Origin of the sequence: Arboricoccus pini, assembly GCF_900187945.1 — a bacterium.
GTDB classification, from domain to species: domain Bacteria; phylum Pseudomonadota; class Alphaproteobacteria; order Geminicoccales; family Geminicoccaceae; genus Arboricoccus; species Arboricoccus pini.
Genome location: NZ_FYEH01000007.1, coordinates 143,356 through 158,079 on the forward strand (window position 1 = coordinate 143,356; position 14,724 = coordinate 158,079).

A 14,724-nucleotide genomic window follows, 5' to 3' on the forward strand; every position below is an offset into this window, starting at 1 on the left:
GCCCGGCGCGGCCGTTCCCGCTTCAGGGCAGGTGGAACATGGGATCGAGCGGCGTCACCTTGGGCGCGCCCGATGAATCCGTCTCCATGATGTCGGCCATATGAGCCCACCAGCGCCGCATGACGGGTTCGTCCGCGAGGTCCGCCATCCGGTGGTCGGGGGCGCGTGTCAGGATCGCGAAGAGGTGGTGTGTCGCGGGGTCCAGGAAGATCCGGTAGTCGCTGATGCCGGCCGCCTTGAGGAGGTCGCGCAGTTCCGGCCAGAGGGCCGCGTGGCGGCGGCGATATTCCGTCGCCTGGCCCGGGTGGAGCACCATGCGAAAGCCAATTGTCTCGCCGTTGCTCATACCGGGTCATCCATGGCTTGCCCCGGATCCTTCCACAAAGCTAAGTTTTGCGGCGAAATTTGCCCTTTGGATGATCCGGCCATGCGCCTCCTCTCCCTCTTGTTTCTGATGGCTCAGATGGGCCGAGCCGTGGCCGGGGTGGTTTGCGGCGCCGAGGAGCCCTGTACGGTCGAGGGCGGGATCTATCTCGCCAGCCCGCCCAGCGGCTGGAATGGCCGCGACCCGCTGCCAACGGTCGTCTTCTATCACGGCTATGGCAATACCGCAGCGCAGATGCTGAAAAACCGTTCGCTGCGTCAGGCCTTCGACAGGCTGGGCATCCTTCTCGTGCTGCCGCAGGCCGACGGCAAGGCCTGGGGCCACCAGGGGCGGCAGTTCCGGCGAGACGATTTCGCCTACACGCAGGCGGTTCTAGCCGACGTGCGCGCGCGGTTTCCCGTCGACGAGGCGCATCTTTTCGCCGCCGGTTTCAGCGATGGCGGCTCGATGGTCTGGGATCTCGCCTGCCGTGCCAGGCTCTTTAAGGCCTACGTGGCCCTCTCAGGACCGTTTTGGGATCCGCTGCCGCCTTATTGCCCGGCAGCACCCTTCGATCTTCTGCATTTTCACGGGCTGAGCGACAATGTCGTGCCGCTCGAAGGGCAGCGCTACAACAAGGACGAGATGATCGAGGGCCTCTTCAGGAGCTTTGCCATCATCACCGATGCCAATGGTTGCAAGCCCGCGCCCGACACGTTCGCCACGGTCGGCGACTGGGTCGTGCGGAGCTGGACGCGGTGCCAGAGCGGCACGCGACTGGACATGGTGCTGCATAAAGGCGGCCACGAGATGCCGCCGGACTGGGCCGATTTTGCCTGGCGATGGGTCCAGGACCGTGCCCGGGTGGCGAGCGCCCGCCCCGCGGCCAAGTAGCGCCGCGCGGGCGGGTTCAGGGGGGCGATTCGGCGAGCATGTGGTCGGCAATGGCACCGGAGGTGCAGAGCCAGACATTCGGATCACGCTTTGCCACATGGCTGAGCGCGCGGCGAAGATGCAAGAGACGATGCGGCTGGCCCATGATGTAGGCATGGAGCGCGATGCCCATGACGAGGGGCTGGTCCTCGGCCTGCCGGCGCATCTCGTCGAACTGGTCGACGATCATGTCGGCGAAGGCCCTGGCCTCCAGGCGACGGGCGATGATCGCGGGGATATCGTTGATTTCCTGCGGATAGGGGACGGCCAGGAGGCCTTGGCCGTTGCGGGTGCGCAGGCGCGTCGGCTGGTCGTCGTGGCACCAGTTGAGGGTATAGCGATAGCCGGCTTCCGCCAGGAGGTCGGGCGTGACGTGGCTCTCGGCAATCCAGGGGCTGAGCCAGCCGGCCGGCGCCCGGGCTTCGTGTGCCCGGATCGTGTCCGTAACGTCGTCGATCATCGCGGCCTCGGCCGTCTCGCTCATGATGCTTTGACGCTCGGCGTTCGTCCGGCCATGCGCGACGATCTCGTCGCCCCGCTGCCGGAAGGGGACGATGACCTCGGGACAATGGCGATAAATGTCGCTGTTCAGCAGGAGCGACACCGGCAGGTCCAGGCTGGCCAACAGCTCGCCCATGCGCCAGACGCCGACGCGGTTGCCGTAATCCCGCCAGGCATAGTTCAAGACGTCCGGCTGGGGCCCGCCAGGCGCCAGTTCGGCCCCCAGGCCGTCACCGAAACTGAAGGTCTCGAGATTGAGGCCGATATAGACCGCCAGCCGTTTACCATCCGGCCAGTTGAAGGCCGGCCGGTCGACGATGGCGCTGTAGTCGTAGCGATCGTGACCGGCCATGAGCGGCCTCATGCCTGGCGGTCGCGCAGGCCCAGGATCTTGAGGCGCAGTGCGTTGAGCTTGATGAAGCCGGCGGCGTCATGCTGGTCGTAGACCGTGTCGGCCTCGAAGGTGGCGAATTCCTGACGGTAGAGGCTATAGGGGCTTTTGCGTCCCACGACCTGGACGCTGCCCTTGAAGAGCTTGAGCCGTACGGTACCGGTAACCTTCTCCTGGCTCTTGTCGATCAAGGCCTGGAGCATCAGCCGCTCGGGCGCATACCAGTAGCCGTTATAGATGAGCTCGGCATAGCGCGGCATGATCTCGTCCTTGAGATGAGCCGCACCTCTGTCCAGGGTGATGCTCTCGATGCCCCGATGGGCGGCGAGAAGCACGGTGCCGCCGGGCGTCTCGTAGACGCCGCGCGACTTCATGCCCACATAGCGGTTCTCAACGAGGTCGAGCCGACCGATGCCGTTGGCGCCGGCCAGGTCGTTCAGGCGGCGCAGAAGGCTGGCCGGCGAGAGGGCCTCGCCGTCGACCGAGACCGCGTCGCCGGCCTCGAAGCCGACTTCCACATAAGTGGGCTTGTCGGGTGCCAATTCAGGCGCCACCGAGCGGGTGAACATCTCCTCGCTCGGCTCCTCCCAAGGGTCCTCAAGCGCACGGCCCTCGTAGGAGATGTGGAGAAGATTGGCGTCCGTCGAATAGGGCGCCTCGCCGCGCTTGCCGCGCGCGATCGGGATCTGCCGGTTCTCGGCGTACTCGATCAACTTCTCCCGGCTGTTCAGGTCCCATTCGCGCCAGGGGGCGATCACCTTGATGGCCGGGTTCAGGGCATAGGCGGTGAGCTCGAAGCGCACCTGGTCATTGCCCTTGCCGGTGGCGCCGTGCGCCACGGCGTCGGCGCCGGTGGCCTCGGCGATCTCGATCAGACGCTTGGCGATCAGCGGCCTCGCGATCGAGGTGCCGAGCAGATAGCAGCCCTCGTAGAGCGCGTTGGCGCGGAACATCGGGAAGACGAAGTCCTTGACGAATGACTCCTGGAGATCTTCGATGAAGATCTCTTTCACACCCAGCATCTCTGCCTTGGCGCGCGCCGGCTCGAGCTCCTCGCCCTGGCCGAGATCGGCGGTGAAGGTCACCACCTCGCAGCCATAATTATCCTGCAGCCAGCGTAGGATGACCGAGGTGTCGAGCCCGCCCGAATAGGCGAGGACAACTTTCTTCACCCCATCCCGCATCGCAGCTAATCCACTTCTTCGAAATGACGGAGACCCGCCCGCAAAGGCCCCGCTCCTCAGCACCGGCCCGTCCTGGCGATCAGGCCTGCTGGTCGACGTTGGACTCGGGCTGTGTCGGCCGGGGAGCTGACTTTGTCACCCCAACCAGGGCCGGCCGCAACAGGCGGCCGGCGATCACATAGCCCGGCTGCAGGACCTCGGCAATCGTGCCGGAGGGCCGATCGGCACTGGGCACCTCGAACATCGCCTGGTGCACGTTATGATCGAATTTCTCGCCCTTTTCCGGCACGACCTTGGCGATCTCGTTCTTCTCAAACAGGCCTTGCAGCGTCCGTTCGGTCATCTCCACGCCAAGGACAAGATTCTTGATGAACTCGTTGCGCTCGCGTTCCTCAGGCGGAACGCTGGCAAGGGCCCGTGCCAGATTGTCGGCTACGTCCAACAGACCGCGGGCGAAATTGGTCGTGGCATATTTGCGACCTTCCTCGACCTCGCGCTGGGTCCGCCTCCTGAGATTCTCCATCTCCGCCGCCAAGCGCAATAGGCGGTCCTTGGTCTCGGCGAGCTCCGCCTCGACCCGTTCGGCCGCGCTCGCCGTCTGATCCTCGCCCATGGCCTCGGACAAAGTCGGGTTCTCGGCTGTGGTCTCGGCGTTCATCGTCTTCTCGTTCTCGTCACTCATCTCAAACCTCGTCGTCAAGGCTGCCATGCCGGCTGCCGAGCAGCCGGCTGACCACGCGCGCCGTATAATCCACGATCGGGATGATGCGCGCATAATTCATGCGGGTGGGGCCGATCACGCCAATGGCGCCGACGACGTCGGGACCATCGGCGCCGGCAGCACCCGAGCGATAGGGGGCAACGATCATCGAGCAGCCGGACATGCCGAAAAGCTCATTCTCGCTGCCGATGAAGATCTGGACGCCCTTGGCGTCCTGGGCCAGTTCGAGGAGCTTGAGGAGCGACTTCTTCGATTCGATCGTCTCGAAGAGGGCGCGCACACGCTCGAGCTGGACGATGTTGGTCACATCCTCGAGGAGGTGGGCCTGGCCCTTGACCAGGAGAAAGCCGCCATCGCGCTCGCGATCGCCGGCCCAGGTCGCAAGACCCGTCTCCACCAGCGCTTTGGCGATCTCGTCGAGCTGCGAGGTGTTCTCGGCGATCTCGCGCAGGATGGCCTGGTAGGCTTCCTCGAAATTGCGGTTGGCCAGGCGTCGCGTGAGGTAGTTGCCGGCCTCGGCCAGGACCGAGGGCGACATGCCGAGCGGCACGTCGACCACGCGGTTCTCGACCATGCCATTGTCCATGACCAGGACGACCAGCGCCCGGCCGGGCGAGAGCGGCACGAACTCGACATGTCGGAAGGGGCGCTCGCTGACCGGCGCCATGACCAGTCCCGCATAGCGGGAAAGGCCTGAGAGCGCGTTGGTCGCATCGGTCAGCGTCGTCTCGACGCTGCGACCGGTGCCGGCGACCCGGCTCTCGATCGAGCGCCGCTCGTCGGCGGTGACCGATCCGACCTCAAGGAGACCATCAACATAAAGGCGAAGACCGGCATCCGTCGGCAATCGGCCAGCCGAGGTGTGCGGGGAGAACAGAAGACCCTGCTCCTCGAGGTCGGCCATGATGTTGCGGATCGTCGCCGGCGAGAGTTGCTCGGTCAGCCGACGCGACAATGTGCGTGAGCCGACAGGCTCGCCCGTGGCCACGTAGGAATCGACGATGCTGCGAAAGACATCGCGCGAGCGTGCATTAAGCTCGACGATCATGTGGAAACGCAGATCATGGGCGCGGCCGACGGCAACCTAAAGGCAAACGGGTAGAGGATCAGGGAGTCAAGGCCGTATGTGGCGATCCCGCGGCAATCGTCAACCGTTGGCGTGGTCAGAGTGGCCAGAGATGCACGCGCGGACGGGCCGATATCCGTCGTCCGCCGATCAGCTCGCAAAGATAGGCAGGCGCCAGATTCTGTGCCTGCCGCCGCGAAAAGAAAGAGGGCGGACAATGATGCCCGCCCCTCGTCTCGGATGATCAGTAGTCGCCGCGGCCGCCGCCGAAGCCGCCACCGCCGCGCGGGCCGCCGAAGCCGCCACCGCCGCCACGCGGGCCGCCGAAGCCGCCGCGATCGCCACCGCCGCCGCCGCGCGGGCCGCCGAAGCCGCCGCGATCGCCGCCGCCGCCAGGACCACGGTCAGGACGGGGGCCACGTGGGCCACCACGCGGCGCGCCGCCAGGACCGCCAGGGCCACCACGATCTTCAGCGATGCGCACCGCCAGGGGCCGGCCCGCCATCTGGTAGCCGTCGAGCTCGCGGATAGCCGTCTGGGCTTCCTCGGGCGACGCCATCTCGATGAAACCGAAGCCCCGCGAACGGCCGGTTTCACGATCCGTGGCGATCTTGGCATACACGACCTCGCCGTGGGCACCGAAGATGTCCTGGAGCTGCTCGACCGTCGTGGTGAACGGGAAGTTGGCGACAAAAAGCTTACGCGACATAAGATCTATCCGGGTACGAAGACAGAGCAAGGAAGATGCGCATCAAGGAGGCGTGGCTTGCTCACTATCGCAGGGCGCTGCTCAATCAAACGGGAATGCCGGATGACACTCCAACCCGGGCTAGCGCAGAGCATGACGCACCGAACCTGAGTCTTCGGGGACGTGCAATACCGCTTTCCGGCGCCTTGATGCCGACCCCCGTTGGAGGCATCGGCGACGAGCGAGCTTACGATAACGATGGCGCCGCGAATCCTTCGACGGTTGAACCTTCAAAAAGCGACTATATCGAGTTCGTCTAGGTCGCGCGAGGGCAAAAAACGCGCGCTGGAACATAGTCTTCAAGAGACTAGGACCAGCTTTTGTTTTCCGCCGGCGCCGCTGTCGTGTTCAAGCGGCAGGCGAACGGCGTGGTGCTGAAGGAAATTCGGCGCGACGCCGGGCCGCTCGACATGGTTTAAGCGCGCCGTTCGTCCTGTTCTGCCAGCACGACGTGATCGTCGACGCTTTGCTCGACGGCATGGTCCTGGCCGATTGTCGTTACCATGGGGGTGGGTGTGGCCAGGGGTATCGTCGGGCCTTGTGCGGCCATAGAGGGTGCCGAACGCCGCGTCATGCGCCAGAGGGCGAAGATGCCGATGAAGGCGTGCACACAGCCGATGAAGAGCGGAAATCCGTAGGCACCGATCCTGCCGATGAAGAAGGCTGAGAGGCCCGGCCCCAGCACCGAGCCGACGCCGTTGACGAGGAGCAGCGCGCCGCTGGCGCCCACCATCTGCTCCTTGGTCATGTAGTCGTTGGCGTGTGCCACGCAGAGCGAATAGAGCGGCAGGGCGAAGCCACCCGTCAGGAAGAAGAGAATGAAGACCAGCCGGGTGTTGCTTTGCGCCGGGATGGCGAGCAAGGCGCAGACCGCTGTCAGGAAGGCCACCAGCGTCAGGATCTTGCGTCGGTCGAAGCGGTCCGAGAGCCAGCCGACCGGCCATTGGAACAGCATGCCCCCCAGGATCGTGAGCGACATGAAGAGCGAGACGCCGGGGATGGAGAGGCCGATCGCCCGGCCGTAGATCGTCCCGACACCGCCATAGATGCCGCTTTGCGCCACGCCCACACAGAAGATCGCGACCGTGCCCAGCGGCGAGAGCGCGAAGAGTGCTTTCAGGCCTAGTCGCATCGACGGAGCGAGAGCCGGGGCCGGCGAGGCACTCAGCAGCATCGGTATGATGGCCAGCGAGACCAGCATGGCGACCAGGATGAAGAGCGATGCGCTGCTGGGCGAGGCCAGGTTCAAGAGGAAGGGGCCGACCGAGAGGCCGGCCAGCAGGATGACCATGTAGGTTGCGAGCAACTGGCCGCGAATGGCGTTGGTGGCATTGCTGTTGAGCCAGCTCTCGGTCGTCATGAAGATGCCGCAGAGGCTGGCGCCGGTCAGCATGCGGGCGAGGAACCAGACGGGCGCCGATACGATGACGGCATGCATCAGGACCGAGATCGAGACGAGCGAGCCCATGGCCGCGAAGACGCGCACATGGCCGACCTTGGCGATCAGGCCCGGGACCAGGGCCCAGCCCAGGAGGTAGCCGGCATAGTAGGCCGAAAGGACGAGGCCCGTCGTCGAGGTTGGAAAGCCGGCCAGCGAAGCGCGGATCGGCAAGAGCGAGCTTTGCAGCCCCGAGCCCAGCATCAAGAGCAGGATGCCCAGGAGAAGGGCCCAGTTGCTGCGCAACATCGTCGGCATGGTTGATCCGTTTCGCCGGTCCAGGGGGGCGACGCCTGGGGAACGCCCTCAGCGTACGGACATGGACGGTCGAGAGGCAGCTTGGCAAGGGGGGCGCTTCATCGGCCGCATGAACAGTCGTCATTGTATCGTGTGCTAATGGCGCGACTGCCGATTGATTGATGCGGGGAGCTGCGTCTAGAGCTTGCGTATGGAGATCGGGGCGAGAGAGGATCGTGGAACTGCGGGTTGGGCCAGACGGCCCCGCCGGCTCGTCGACACTATTCTGCTTTATCTGGTCTTTGCCTGGTTTGCCGCCGTGACGCTGGTCTGGACCGTCCTGGCCCTGGCGGCACGACTCGTCCTGCCTGCCGCCTGGCGCGATCGGATCGGCACACCGCTCGTGATGTTGTCCGCCCGTACCTTTCTCCTCGGCATGTGGGCGACCGGACGGGTGCACTTCGATCTCAAGGCACTGGACGAGTTGCGTGAGGCGGGGCCGCTCATCATCGCACCCAATCATCCCTCGCTCATCGACGCGGTGCTCATCGTCTCGCGCCTGCCCGACGTCGTGTGCATCACCAAGGCCGGTGTCTTCGACAATGTCTTTTTTGGTTGCGGCATGCGGCTTGCGGGCTATGTGCGTAACGATCCGCCCTTGCGCACGGTCAAGGAAGCCAGAGCGCGCCTTCGGGACGGCAAGCAGCTTCTCGTCTTCCCCGAGGGCACGCGCACGATGCGGCAGCCCGTGGGACCCCTGAAACCGGGTCTGGCGCTCATGGCAAGGCAGGCAGCCGTACCGGTGCAGACGATTTTCATCGAGACGAGCTGTGATTTTCTCGCCAAGGGTCGGCCCCTTTTTGTCCTGCCTCCCTTGCCGCTCGTCTATCGGATCAGGCTCGGTCGCCGCTTTCCTCCCGAGCACGATATCAAGGCGCTTACAGCCGAGCTCGAAGCCTATTTCCTGGCCGAGCTCCAGCCTTGAGCCGTGCTCGCCATCTGGTCCTGATCCCGAGCTTCAACAGCGGCCATCAGCTTTTAGACACCGTTCGGGCGGCTCGAAGGTATTGGCGGCCGATCTGGGTCGTCATCGACGGCAGCACGGATGGCAGCGAGCGTGCCGTCCTGGAGTTGGCGGCCATGGATCCGGAGATCCGGGTCTTCGTCCTGCCCGAGAACCAGGGAAAGGGTGCTGCCCTTCATCACGGCATGCAGGCGGCGGCGGAGGCGGGCTTCACCCATGTGCTCACCATGGATGCCGATGGTCAGCATCCAGCCGATCTGATCGGCAGCTTCATCGCCCGGTCGGTGGCCGCGCCGCACGCCATGGTGCTCGGGCGACCGGTCTTCGATGCGAGCGCCCCGGCAATTCGGGTCGGCGGCCGTAAGATCTCGAACTGGTGGGTGCGGCTGGAGACGGGCGATGCCGGTATCGACGATGTACTCTTCGGCTTTCGCGTCTATCCATTGCGCCCGCTCCTGGCGATCATGGCGGAGACCCGCTGGATGCGGCGGTTCGACTTCGATACGGAGGCTGTCGTCAGGCTGGCCTGGGCCGGCGTGCCGGCCGTCAACCTGCCGGCGCCGGTGCGCTATCTCACTCGCGAGGAAGGAGGGATCTCGCACTTCAGATACGGTCGCGACAATCTCCTCTTGATTTGCATGCATCTCAGGCTTCTGGTCGGCATGATCTTGCGCCTGGGCCGTCGCCGACGCGCGGTTGATCGGGGCTCGGCGCTTCGTTAAGAACGCTTCGCGAGAACCACGCGGCGCCTGGAGCGCCGCGCCACTTGCCTGCGCCGATCATCAGGAGTCCGCTTGCCTCGAGGGCGGTGGGTGATGCCGGTGGGCGGGGCGTCAAGCAGATGGATGCTGCGCAGCCATGTCCTCTCCGCTGGCGCGTATGCGCGCAGAGTGGTTCGGTAACGTTAAGAACGACGTGCTGGCCGGTCTCGTGGTATCCTTTGCCCTCATTCCCGAGGTCATAGGCTTTTCGATCGCGGCCGGCGTCGATCCAAAAGTAGGGCTCTACGCCTCCTTTTGCATCGCCGTGACGATCGCGATTACCGGTGGTCGACCCGGCATGATCTCGGCTGCGGCCGGCTCCGTGGCTCTTCTGACACCCGGACTTGTGCACGCGCATGGCGCGCAGTACGTCATCGCCGCCTCGCTCCTGGCCGGCATCATCCAGATAGCAGCCGGATGCCTGCGCATGGGCGTGCTCGTGCGCTTCGTCTCCCGCTCCGTCATGACGGGCTTCGTCAACGCCCTGGCGATCCTCATCTTCTCAGCCCAGGTGCCGCAGCTCCTGGGCGGGGGCATTGAGGGCTACCTGATGACGGCACTGGGCCTGGCCATCATCTATCTCCTGCCACGCCTGACCAAGGCCGTGCCCTCGTCCCTCATCTGCATCGTCGTGCTGACGGCCATCGCGCTTTCGACCGGCATGGACCTGAAGACGATCGGCGATATGGGGCAGATGCCGAGCGAATTGCCTTACTTCGTCCTCCCGGATGTGCCCTTCACTTTCGAGACGCTGAAGATCATCGCCCCTTATGCGGTGCCGATGGCGATGGTCGGGCTCCTGGAATCGATGCTGACGCAAAACGTCGTCGACGAGATGACGGAGACGCGGGGGCAAAAGAATCGCGAATGCTGGGGGTTGGGCATCGCCAACATCGTCGCTGGCTGTTTTGGCGGCATGGCCGGCTGCGCCATGATCGGCCAGACTGTGGTCAACGTGAAGTCGGGCGGTCGTGGCCGGCTGTCCTGTCTTATGGCCGGTGTCTTTCTCCTCCTCCTCGTCGTTGTCTTCCAGGACTATGCGCGCCGCATCCCCATGGTGGCGCTTGTGGCCGTCATGATCATGGTCTCGATCAGCACCTTCGACTGGGGGTCCTTCAAGGCCCTGCGCACGCATCCGCGCGTATCGAGTGTCGTCATGCTGGCAACCGTGCTGGTCACGGTGCTGACCGATGATCTCTCGCAGGGCGTTATCGTCGGCGTCCTGCTCTCGGGCGTCTTCTTTGCCTTCAAGGTAGCAAGGCTCTTCAAGATCACCTCCGCGTTCGATCCGGCGACGAGCAGGCGAACCTATCGCGTGAGCGGCCAGATCTTTTTTGCTTCGGCCGACGCCTTCGCCGAGGCGATCGATACCGACGAGGTGCTGAAGTCGGTCGTGATCGATGTCAGCCGGGCGCATTTCTGGGACATATCGGCGATTGGCGCCTTGGACCGGATCGCCGAGAAGCTAAAGCGGCGCGGTGTCGAGTTCAGACTCGAGGGCCTGAACGAGGCAAGCGCCATGATGATCGATCGCGTCGGAACGCATGCCAAGGCGGCCGGTCCGCCGATCGTCTAGGGTCCTTGGAGCTTCCGGCCGTCGTGCGGCCGTGCGTCCCAGCCGGGCTTAAGGCTAGACATTCAAGAGCAGGTGCTCGCGCTCCCATGAGCTGATGACGCGCTGATAAGCGTCGTGTTCGCTCTGCTTGACCGCCAGGAGCACGTCGACGAAGGCCTCGCCCAGTGTCTCCTTTAAGGGTCCGCTGCCCTGGAGCTTGCGCAGCGCCTCGGGCATCTGCTGGGGCAGGGTCTGGGCCAGACGGTAGGCGCTGCCCTTGATCGGATCGGTGGGCTCGATCTGCTCCACCATGCCGATATAGCCGCAGGCCAGCGAGGCAGCCATGACCAGATAAGGGTTGGCGTCGGCACCGGCGATGCGGTTCTCGACCCGCCGGCCTTCAGGGCCGGAGGCCGGCACGCGCAGGCCTACCGTCCGGTTCTCGACGCCCCAATGGACGTTGATCGGCGCGGTGGAGTGGCGTCGCAGACGGCGATAGGAATTGATGTTGGGGGCAAAAAGGGGCATCGCCGCCGCCATGAATTTCTGCAGCCCGCCAATATGCCAGAGGAAGAGTTCGGTATTGCGGCCCTCGGCATCGCCAAACAGGTTCTTGCCGGTCTCCGCGTCCACCACGGATTGATGGATATGCATGGATGAGCCAGGCTCGCCCGCCATCGGTTTAGCCATGAAGGTCGCGTAGATGCCGTGCTTCAAGGCGGCGTTGCGCAAGGTGCGCTTGAAGAGGAAAGTCTGGTCGGCTAGGGCCAGCGCGTCGCCGTGATTGAAGTTGATCTCCATCTGCGCGGCACCGGCCTCGTGCGTCAGCGTGTCGACGTCGAGATTTTGCTTGTCGCACCAGTCATAGACGTCCTCGAAGATCGGGTCGAACTCGTTGACGGCCTCGATGCCGAAGGACTGGCGGCCGGTTTCCTGGCGCTTGGAGCGGCCAATCGGCGGGACCAGCGGATAGTCCGGGTCCTCGTTGATCTTCGTTAAGAAGAACTCGACCTCGGGAGCCACGACGGGCTTCCAGCCTTTGTCCGCATAGAGCTTCAAGACCCGCTGCAGGACGTAGCGGGCCGAAATGTCCACCGGCGAGCCGTCATGATAAACGCAGTCGGCCAGGACCTGGGCGGTCGGCTCCTCGTACCAGGGCACCAGCCGGATCGACTTGAAATCGGGCCGCAGCCGGATATCGCGGTCGATCGGGTCGATCACGTCCTCGTCGGGATAATCGCCGGTCACCGTCTGGATGAAGATGCTCTCAGGCAGACGGAGCGAGTCCTCGTCGATGGAGCGGAGGAACTTGTCACCCGGAAGAATCTTGCCACGCGCGATGCCGTTGATGTCGGCGACGATGCACTCGACCTCGGTGACGCTATGGGCTCTAAGCCACTCTTTGAAATCCGACATGTCCGGCTCTGTTGTTGGCGAATGCTCGAACCGCATCGCCGAACGCCTTGAAAAGACGCTTGGAATGAGGGTCTTCCTCCGGAGCGTATTCCGGATGCCATTGCACGCCGATGACGAAGCCCTTGGCTTCGGGCATGCTCACGGCTTCGATCGTGCCGTCCTCGGCTTCCGCTTCGACGACGAGAGAGGGTGCGACCCGATCAAGTCCTTGGCCGTGCAGGGAGTTGACCATCATGAGGCCACCTTCGCCGGGCACCAGGATCGGGGCCAGCACGCCGTCCGGTCGCACCCGGATCGCGTGGCAGGGCAGGAACCGCTCAATGATCGGCTTGCTCTTGTCGGAGCGATGGTCGAAGCGGCCAGGCAGTTCCTGCACATGCTGGTGCAAGGACCCGCCCAGGGCGACGTTCAATTCCTGAATGCCGCGGCAGATCGCCAGGACCGGCAGCCCGATCTGGATGGCCGCGCGGATGAGCGGCAAGGTCGTGGCGTCCCTTGCAGGATCTGCCTCGTTGTCCGGACGGGCGGCCGGGCCGTTATAATGGGCGGGATCGACGTTGGATGGGCTGCCCGTGAGGACGAGCCCGTCCATGCGCGACAGCAGGCTCGGGATGTCCTGTGCATCGCCGATGGCGGGCAAAAGGACCGGGACCGCATCCACGGCACTCACAACGGCGTCCACATAGCGTCGCGAGACACTATGGAAGAAAAAGCCGCCATCGCGTGGCTTCAGACAGGCGGTAATGCCGACGAACGGTCGTGGAACTGCTTCAGGCATGAGCCAGACTTATAAGTGAGGCTGATCGAGGCATTCAAGCCTTGAGTTTCAGACGGCACCAGGAGGCGTCATGTCGCGTTGGTGCCAAAGCTCCCTTCGCCCTACCTTCCCAACCCTGCCGGACCGGCAGGAAGCAGAAGAAAAAGGGGAGGGCCATGCGGCCGGGACTGGAAGCGAGCTGGCGTGCGTTTGAGGCGGTGCACGGCGATGGTACGCCCGAGCACGCGGCTGCAATATTGGGGGGCGAAGCCGCTCTGGCGATCCGCGCCGGGCGGATTTCGAATCTCTCTGCGCTGAAGGCCAGCTATGTCTTCAATCACGCCGGCATGTCCGTCCCCTTCATGCCGAGAAAAACGATCAGGGGGGGCGACGGCGGCGCGTTGATCGCGCTCATCCGCGATCTTTTCGACTATCTGCGTGAATATTGGGGTGAAGCCGATCTGGCGATCAAAGGCGGAGCTCCGGAGGCTTTCGCCGGCATGGCGGGGCTCATGCTCTTCGAGCTGCCCTTCACCTTGGGATCGGGGTACGCGACGCTCTGGAACGGCCGCTACCCAGCGAGCAAGGAGGGACCACTCTTCGAGACGGCCCGTTGGGTCAGCCTCTGGGAAATGGATACCCCAGACGGCGGCTAGGCGCTGACCGGCAGGCCGGCGCTTCGTCGAAAGGGTGCTAGTTCAACGCGCAATTCACAGAGCCTCGTTTGCGGGACGAACTATGACAGTTCCGCAACCATCAGTACCATGCAACTTCACCTCGCTAATCGATCCGTCGCCTCGCTCCTCAAGCTGATTCAGAGCTGCCCAGGCACGCTCAACCAAAGCTAACCGCTCGGCACCGGCTCGAGCCTAGGGTGCGCGAAACGCGCTTGCCTGTTGGCGACCCATCAGCACATCGCCCGTCACGGCCCCGAATCCAATTTTGGAGCCGTTTACCCGTCTGATAGTGGGGTAGGGTGCCCGAATGGGCTGGTCACGCCGCCTGCGCTGCCCCTGAGATCGTCTTTGCCTTGGTACTGCCGCCGAGCTCGATCTTGCGAGGCTTCATCGCATCCGGGATGACCCGCTCGAGGCGGATGTTCAAGAGGCCTTTGTCCAGGCCTGCGTCGACGATGCGCACATGGTCGGCCAACTGGAAACGGTGCTCGAAGGCGCGTTGCGCGATACCGCGATGGAGATATTCGAGATCCTTCTCGACCTCGCGAATCTGGCCGCGCACGGTCAACACATTATTCTCGACCTGGAGATCCAGGTCCTCCTCGCCGAACCCCGCCAGCGCCATGGTGATGCGGTAGGTCTGCTCACCGGTCTTGACGATGTTGTAGGGCGGATAGGAACTGTCCCGTCCGGCATCCCGCATCGCCGTCTCGAAGAGCTTGTCCAGGCGGTCGAAGCCGACGGAGGATCGAAAAAGGGGGCTAAGATCGAATTCGCGCATGATTTTGCTGTCCTTCCCTTGAAGCGACGAGCCCGACGCCGACGGATCGCCCGATGCCAGGCCTTGCATGCAGTCTTCAACGATGTCGGGCCCGAAGCGCCCGACCTCCTGCAGATGGGAGCCCGGCCCCGGGCCGTCAAGATTTTCTCGCGAAAGCCGCCCATTCCATC

At 64.3% G+C, this 14,724-nt stretch carries 16 protein-coding genes; 6 read left to right on the plus strand and 10 right to left on the minus strand.

The features are described from left to right. Window positions 1–22 precede the first annotated feature (22 nt). Window positions 23–346 (minus strand): L-rhamnose mutarotase, encoded by a 324-nt coding sequence (locus tag CFB17_RS11530; RefSeq protein ID WP_088561697.1) that lies wholly within the window; start codon window positions 344–346, stop codon window positions 23–25. An 81-nt stretch (window positions 347–427) separates the two neighbouring features. On the opposite strand from CFB17_RS11530, the gene CFB17_RS11535 reads away from it, so the two are divergent. Beyond that, the gene (locus tag CFB17_RS11535) at window positions 428–1,258 is read left to right on the plus strand and encodes an alpha/beta hydrolase family esterase (protein WP_088561698.1); all 831 of its coding nucleotides are present in this window, start codon (window positions 428–430) and stop codon (window positions 1,256–1,258) included. Between the two features lie 16 nt (window positions 1,259–1,274). Here the strand turns inward: CFB17_RS11535 and CFB17_RS11540 are convergent, their stop codons facing one another. The 5 genes from CFB17_RS11540 to CFB17_RS11560 form a co-directional block, all read right to left on the minus strand. Next, complete coding sequence (locus CFB17_RS11540; RefSeq protein ID WP_088561797.1) at window positions 1,275–2,150, minus strand: polysaccharide deacetylase family protein; 876 nt, start codon at window positions 2,148–2,150, stop codon at window positions 1,275–1,277. An 8-nt stretch (window positions 2,151–2,158) separates the two neighbouring features. Next, window positions 2,159–3,373 (minus strand): argininosuccinate synthase, encoded by a 1,215-nt coding sequence (locus tag CFB17_RS11545; RefSeq protein ID WP_088561699.1) that lies wholly within the window; start codon window positions 3,371–3,373, stop codon window positions 2,159–2,161. Window positions 3,374–3,452: 79 nt separating this feature from the next. After that, window positions 3,453–4,055: a nucleotide exchange factor GrpE gene (gene grpE / locus CFB17_RS11550; protein ID WP_165769574.1), complete on the minus strand. Its 603-nt coding sequence runs from the start codon at window positions 4,053–4,055 to the stop codon at window positions 3,453–3,455. Window position 4,056: 1 nt separating this feature from the next. Beyond that, entirely contained in the window at window positions 4,057–5,142 is a 1,086-nt protein-coding gene (hrcA, locus tag CFB17_RS11555; RefSeq protein WP_088561701.1) for a heat-inducible transcriptional repressor HrcA, read from the minus strand. A 262-nt stretch (window positions 5,143–5,404) separates the two neighbouring features. Then, on the minus strand, window positions 5,405–5,869 hold the full coding sequence (locus tag CFB17_RS11560; RefSeq protein WP_088561702.1) for an RNA recognition motif domain-containing protein: 465 nt from the start codon (window positions 5,867–5,869) through the stop codon (window positions 5,405–5,407). Between the two features lie 35 nt (window positions 5,870–5,904). On the opposite strand from CFB17_RS11560, the gene CFB17_RS11565 reads away from it, so the two are divergent. Then, window positions 5,905–6,168, plus strand: a complete 264-nt coding sequence (locus CFB17_RS11565) for a hypothetical protein (RefSeq protein ID WP_088561703.1) — start codon at window positions 5,905–5,907, stop codon at window positions 6,166–6,168. A 155-nt stretch (window positions 6,169–6,323) separates the two neighbouring features. Here CFB17_RS11565 and CFB17_RS11570 read toward each other — a convergent pair whose 3' ends face one another. Further along, window positions 6,324–7,604 carry an MFS transporter gene (locus tag CFB17_RS11570; protein ID WP_088561704.1) on the minus strand — a complete coding sequence of 427 codons (1,281 nt, stop codon included), beginning with the start codon at window positions 7,602–7,604 and terminating at the stop codon, window positions 6,324–6,326. A gap of 190 nt (window positions 7,605–7,794) precedes the next feature. Here CFB17_RS11570 and CFB17_RS11575 point away from each other — a divergent pair, with 190 nt between their 5' ends. The 3 genes from CFB17_RS11575 to CFB17_RS11585 all read left to right on the plus strand — a co-directional run bounded on the left by CFB17_RS11575 (window position 7,795) and on the right by CFB17_RS11585 (window position 10,944). Next, window positions 7,795–8,568 carry a lysophospholipid acyltransferase family protein gene (locus CFB17_RS11575; protein WP_088561705.1) on the plus strand — a complete coding sequence of 258 codons (774 nt, stop codon included), beginning with the start codon at window positions 7,795–7,797 and terminating at the stop codon, window positions 8,566–8,568. Continuing rightward, the gene (locus CFB17_RS11580) at window positions 8,565–9,329 is read left to right on the plus strand and encodes a glycosyltransferase family 2 protein (protein WP_088561706.1); all 765 of its coding nucleotides are present in this window, start codon (window positions 8,565–8,567) and stop codon (window positions 9,327–9,329) included. Before CFB17_RS11575 ends, CFB17_RS11580 begins: the two co-directional genes overlap by 4 nt. A 136-nt stretch (window positions 9,330–9,465) precedes the next feature. Beyond that, window positions 9,466–10,944, plus strand: a complete 1,479-nt coding sequence (locus CFB17_RS11585) for a SulP family inorganic anion transporter (protein WP_088561707.1) — start codon at window positions 9,466–9,468, stop codon at window positions 10,942–10,944. 54 nt (window positions 10,945–10,998) lie between these two features. Here the strand turns inward: CFB17_RS11585 and CFB17_RS11590 are convergent, their stop codons facing one another. Then, window positions 10,999–12,339, minus strand: a complete 1,341-nt coding sequence (locus CFB17_RS11590) for a glutamine synthetase family protein (protein ID WP_088561708.1) — start codon at window positions 12,337–12,339, stop codon at window positions 10,999–11,001. After that, window positions 12,314–13,117: a gamma-glutamyl-gamma-aminobutyrate hydrolase family protein gene (locus tag CFB17_RS11595; protein WP_088561709.1), complete on the minus strand. Its 804-nt coding sequence runs from the start codon at window positions 13,115–13,117 to the stop codon at window positions 12,314–12,316. The genes CFB17_RS11590 and CFB17_RS11595 overlap by 26 nt, the downstream gene beginning before the upstream one ends. A 155-nt stretch (window positions 13,118–13,272) precedes the next feature. Here CFB17_RS11595 and CFB17_RS11600 point away from each other — a divergent pair, with 155 nt between their 5' ends. Next, window positions 13,273–13,752, plus strand: a complete 480-nt coding sequence (locus CFB17_RS11600; protein ID WP_088561710.1) for a T6SS effector amidase Tae4 family protein — start codon at window positions 13,273–13,275, stop codon at window positions 13,750–13,752. Window positions 13,753–14,089: 337 nt separating this feature from the next. Here CFB17_RS11600 and CFB17_RS11605 read toward each other — a convergent pair whose 3' ends face one another. After that, entirely contained in the window at window positions 14,090–14,554 is a 465-nt protein-coding gene (locus tag CFB17_RS11605; protein WP_243389857.1) for an Hsp20 family protein, read from the minus strand. Between the last annotated feature and the right edge of the window lie 170 nt (window positions 14,555–14,724).